The sequence below is a fragment of the Teichococcus wenyumeiae genome, assembly GCF_003696345.1.
Classification (GTDB): domain Bacteria; phylum Pseudomonadota; class Alphaproteobacteria; order Acetobacterales; family Acetobacteraceae; genus Pseudoroseomonas; species Pseudoroseomonas wenyumeiae.
Genome location: NZ_RFLX01000101.1, coordinates 1 through 4,230 on the forward strand (window position 1 = coordinate 1; position 4,230 = coordinate 4,230).

9 protein-coding genes are annotated in these 4,230 nt (G+C 63.6%); 5 read left to right on the top strand and 4 right to left on the bottom strand.

Annotated features, from left to right (window positions below; translation table 11 throughout):
• Positions 1-48 precede the first annotated feature (48 nt).
• Positions 49-270, bottom strand: coding sequence for a hypothetical protein (locus tag EBE87_RS27725; protein ID WP_120639142.1), 222 nt, complete (start codon positions 268-270; stop codon positions 49-51).
• Positions 271-440: 170 nt separating this feature from the next.
• On the opposite strand from EBE87_RS27725, the gene EBE87_RS30425 reads away from it, so the two are divergent.
• The gene (locus EBE87_RS30425; RefSeq protein ID WP_267898288.1) at positions 441-566 is read left to right on the top strand and encodes a hypothetical protein; all 126 of its coding nucleotides are present in this window, start codon (positions 441-443) and stop codon (positions 564-566) included.
• Between the two features lie 32 nt (positions 567-598).
• Here the strand turns inward: EBE87_RS30425 and EBE87_RS27730 are convergent, their stop codons facing one another.
• The 3 genes from EBE87_RS27730 to EBE87_RS27740 are packed head-to-tail and all read right to left on the bottom strand — an operon-like array spanning position 599 to position 1,864.
• Complete coding sequence (locus EBE87_RS27730) at positions 599-931, bottom strand: GIY-YIG nuclease family protein (RefSeq protein ID WP_120639141.1); 333 nt, start codon at positions 929-931, stop codon at positions 599-601.
• 55 nt (positions 932-986) lie between these two features.
• On the bottom strand, positions 987-1,232 hold the full coding sequence (locus tag EBE87_RS27735) for a hypothetical protein (protein ID WP_120639140.1): 246 nt from the start codon (positions 1,230-1,232) through the stop codon (positions 987-989).
• Positions 1,229-1,864: a nucleotide-binding protein gene (locus EBE87_RS27740; protein WP_120639139.1), complete on the bottom strand. Its 636-nt coding sequence runs from the start codon at positions 1,862-1,864 to the stop codon at positions 1,229-1,231. Before EBE87_RS27740 ends, EBE87_RS27735 begins: the two co-directional genes overlap by 4 nt.
• Positions 1,865-2,190: 326 nt before the next feature.
• Here EBE87_RS27740 and EBE87_RS27745 point away from each other — a divergent pair, with 326 nt between their 5' ends.
• From EBE87_RS27745 to EBE87_RS27760, 4 genes are read left to right on the top strand one after another with little or no spacing between them, the layout of a single operon-like run.
• On the top strand, positions 2,191-2,649 hold the full coding sequence (locus EBE87_RS27745; RefSeq protein ID WP_147426105.1) for a hypothetical protein: 459 nt from the start codon (positions 2,191-2,193) through the stop codon (positions 2,647-2,649).
• On the top strand, positions 2,646-2,837 hold the full coding sequence (locus EBE87_RS27750; RefSeq protein ID WP_120639137.1) for a hypothetical protein: 192 nt from the start codon (positions 2,646-2,648) through the stop codon (positions 2,835-2,837). Before EBE87_RS27745 ends, EBE87_RS27750 begins: the two co-directional genes overlap by 4 nt.
• Positions 2,834-3,280, top strand: a complete 447-nt coding sequence (locus tag EBE87_RS27755) for a hypothetical protein (protein ID WP_147426104.1) — start codon at positions 2,834-2,836, stop codon at positions 3,278-3,280. Before EBE87_RS27750 ends, EBE87_RS27755 begins: the two co-directional genes overlap by 4 nt.
• Positions 3,277-3,513 carry a hypothetical protein gene (locus tag EBE87_RS27760; RefSeq protein WP_120639135.1) on the top strand — a complete coding sequence of 79 codons (237 nt, stop codon included), beginning with the start codon at positions 3,277-3,279 and terminating at the stop codon, positions 3,511-3,513. The genes EBE87_RS27755 and EBE87_RS27760 overlap by 4 nt, the downstream gene beginning before the upstream one ends.
• Positions 3,514-4,230: the final 717 nt, after the last annotated feature.

A 4,230-nucleotide genomic window follows, 5' to 3' on the forward strand; every position in this document is an offset into this window, starting at 1 on the left:
GGCGGCGGCGGTGATGGAGGACCGCGAGCGCCGGGACCGAAAGGCTGCTTAGTCGATCGGGATATTCAGCGCCTTCGACAGCGCCTCCGCCACATGCGCAGCAGGCGAGTGGTTCGGGTGCATCCGTGTCGCCGCCTTCAGCATCTTCAGATGCTCCTGCAGGAGAGGGGTGCCCCCAGCGCTACTGGCGTAATGGTCATGGACGCGACGGATAGCGCCGATGGTCTGAATGATGGCGTCCCAGTCACGATCCCAGTCAGCGGTGCTCATGCTCTCAGTCATCCGTGTGGTGAACGGCCTGGATATAGGTAGCCGAGGCTCCGGTTCCGATAGCGCCTGATAAGTGAGATTATCGAAGGCTAATCGGCCGGCCCGATAGGTGTGGACTTTGAAGCCATAAAGGCGCCCCGTGTAGCTTCACATCGTGGAAGGGCACGGAAATGCCCGACGATGATGGCTATCAAGGCTGGTTCAGCCCGCTGCTGGATGTCCTAGTAATCGGCAGCATCGCAATCATAGCCATGGTTGTTATCGGCTCAGGAGTGGTGGTCTGGTTCCTCTCCTGAGCCGCGCCAGAAGCGATATCGTGGTGGCGGGTCTAGGCTGCGCAGCCTTCCAGGTCACGCATGATGGACAACACCTCCGGATGGTCTTCGGGAAACCATTCTAGGCCGTGTGTCGGCTTAGCTCGCACGGATCTCAGGCGCCGCAGAATGGTTCGCTCTGCCGCCTTCACCGCCAACCAGTCGTTGTCCTCATAGGACTCCACCAGCTCTATGCTGGCGTCACCCCTGGAAGCACGGTGCTCGTCCAGGCGCCGCCGCCAGTTGTTGCTGATGCCGAACTTAACCGAGCCGGTGCGGCGGCTGCGCAGGACATACAGGAAGCGAGGAAGGGTCTCGGGCTGGTGCTCACGCCACTGGCCGGTCATTGGTCCCCACCATTCATATGATGCGCTGAATGCAGTGCATCATTATATCACAGCATCACTTCTTTGGAAGGCGTCCCCGTACCTCCAACTCATGCTTAGCGCCTGAAAGCAGCAGGTCATTCAGCTTGGTCTTCTCATTCAGCGCGACCTGCTTGAGCTCATCCAGCCATGTTTCGGGGATGCGAATGGTGGTTGTGACCCGGCCATCGCTCTTTTTGACCTTGGCCGGCGGCAATGGCGTGTCCTCGATCACAGGGGCAGTCTCGGCCGCGAGGGCCTGGGAGAAGGTCGGCTTCTTCATCGGGAGATCTCTCGCTCTACGAATTTCCAAAGGGCGTTCACTTCAGCCGCGGCCTTCCCCTTGGGCTCGGCCTCAGTGACAGTCTGGCCGGAGACGAGGGCATGGGAGAAGGCGGCGCGCTGGGTCAGGACGGCGGGCGCCACGGGTACGCCAAATGCCTTCAGCGCCTTTCTGGCGTCGGCCGTCACCCCAGCCTCGAAGATGCCGCGTCCAGATGGGCAGGCGTTCAGGACAATGGCCGCCTTGCGCGAGCTGCCCTTCACGATGTCCAGGGTGCCGAGGATGGCGCGCAGGTCCAGAATGGCCGGGCGCGTCGGGATCAGTAGGAAGTCAGAGAGCTTCGCCACCTCGACGGCATCGGCCTCGACGCTGGGGCGGGTGTCGATGACAACCAGGTCCATGCCGGCGGTTCGTGCTGCTTCGATCAGCGCCGCCAACTTCGCCGGCTCTGCCGCCTCCATCTGAGGCGTGGTCGCTTCCCGCGCCTGCCACCAAGAAGCCGCTGATCGCTGGGGGTCAGCATCCAGGATCAGCGTGCGTTTCCCAGCCTGCTCAGCCGCGACGGCCAAGTGCGCCGCGATTGTCGTCTTACCTGCCCCTCCCTTCCGGGAGAGCATCCCCAGCACCTTCATGCACTTAGGCCCATGACATCGTGGGCTCGGTATATCACGGCATCACTGCATCACCAAATCACCGATGCATTATAGCATTTTCCTGTTGCGGTGATGTAGTGATGTCATTATAGCAAATACCAGCAGAGGGGCGGTGCCCTGAAGCGGCCGAGGGTGGTGCTGGAACACCGTCCCCCGGCCTGACCACCACCCGTTCCGTAGGAGAACAGGCCATGGCTACTCGCGTCTCTACACCCGAAGCCGCATCCAGAAGAAGACTGCCGGCCACCCCGGCGGCGCTGCCCCAGACGGGTGCGCCCAAGCCTAGAAGAGTGCGCAAGCCGGCGGTGAAGCCCCCCGTCCCGCCGGCTCCGACGACCACCAGCGACCTCAGCCCGGCGGCCATTCACCTGAAGGTGGCGGAACTCTGGGAGATGCATGGCGAGTTGGACCGCAAGGCCACAGCTTTCAGCAAGGCTGGCGACCAGCGCCAGGCTGACGCGCATCATGCCGCGGCCGATGACACCTACCGCCAGCTCCGCACCCTGGAAGAACTCGGCACGCAGGTGCGGCCGACGACCCTCCGCGATGCTGTCGCGCAGCTCACCATGATCCACGCCGCCATCTACACCTCCGTCATCAATGCCGACGACGGCACCGAGCGCGAGGTGGCCGCGCAACTGCAGAACTCGGTGTGGAGCCTGGCCGTGATCGCCCGCCACTGCGGCTATGACCTGGCCTACCTCGGCGGCTTCCAGCTCACCGAGACCGAGGTAAAGATCGCCCGCGGCGAGATGCCCGCATGATCCGCGCCACTGCGCAGCCCTGCGCCCCCACCGGCCTGCAGCGTGCCCTGGCCTATGTCGCCACGGGCAGCCTGCCGCCTCTGCCGCACGTCCCCGCCATCGTCCTCGATGGCCTGCTGAGCTTCACCATCTCCACCACCGCCTGCTTCGCGCTGGGCGTGCTCATCGGCCGGGGGATTGTCCAGTGAACAGAAGAGACCTGACCCGCTCCGTGATCGCGCTCCCGGTCGGCTTCGTGGCGCTGCATGCGCTGCCGGTGCCTGCCCAGGCCGCACCGCCGGCGGCCGAGACCGATGCCGAGCTGCTGGCCCTGTGCCGCCGCTACATGACGGCCGAGAGAAGATACACCTTCCTGTGCGACCAAGAGGAGATTGCCCAGGAAGCCGGGCAGAAAGAGCGCGAGGCACGGATTGGCGACCTGATCCGCCGCGCCGTCGAATATCAGCAGGATCTGCTGGCCCAGATCGTGGACACGCCGGCGCGCACCGTCGGGGGGGTAAGAGCCAAGGCCAAAGTCTGCATGAGCCGCGTCCAGACCTGGGCCACTGGCTCCGTCATGGAGAGCGACCAGCCCATGTGGTCCCTCTGCCGCGACCTGCTGGGCTATGACCCGGGGGAGAGCGCGGCATGATCAGCCAGGAGATGAGAGACGGCCTTGAAGAGGTGGATAAAGCCCTCCGCCGCATCGGGGAAGGCACCAGCCTCATATACCAGGTCATGAGCGACCTGCCTGGTGACAGTCCTTTCCACGGCTACCTGCATTTCCTGATCGACGCGCAGGACCAGTTCAGGAAGCTGGGTTCTGACGCCCTGGAGAAGGTGTGGGATGACGTGCTTGGCCGCCGTGGCGGAGGGCAGGCATGACCCACCTCGGCTGGGAACTGCGCGTCTGGTGGCAAGAGGTGCGGCTGAAGGTGGCGCGCTACCTGATGGAGCAAGTGCGGGCTGAACTCGCCGCTGAACGCCTCTAAAAGCCGGTCCTGCCAACTTGGTACCTTGGTACCAAGGTACCTTGCCAGCTGGCAAACTTGCCAGTTGGCAAGTTGGCTCGGCCGCCGACATCCGCCGAACTGGCATACTTTCTGGTCATAGTATGCCAGTTAGGGAGGTGGCCCCCGCCGGAGTCAACGACTGCTGCCGCAGCCCCAGGGCAAAGCCCACTCCGGCCTTTACGGCCGGCGAGACGGCGGGAACCGGCCCCCATATGGCGGAGGCAGGCCGCAGGTTCCAGACATTTCGACCTTGGCAAATGTGTTGCACGACCTGGGAAAGCCGTTACCCGGCGGCCTGGCAAACCCGTTACACGGCCTGCGGAATGTGATCCTCATTCGAGGAGTAACGGGGGGACGAGCCGCCCGTGATGTTTGGTTGACAGAGGCAGGCTGGGGCTCAGGCGCCAACTGGCACACTTTGTATAGAAACTGTGCCACTGAGGCAGGGCAGGGGATTTCCTCTGCCCCTTTTTCTATCCCTAGTCGGGCTGTGGATTGCCCGCGATAATAAGCCTTACCGCACACGAAGAGGACGCCATGGGCTTCCGCCTCCGCAAATCCATCCGCATCCTGCCGGGGGTGAAGGTCA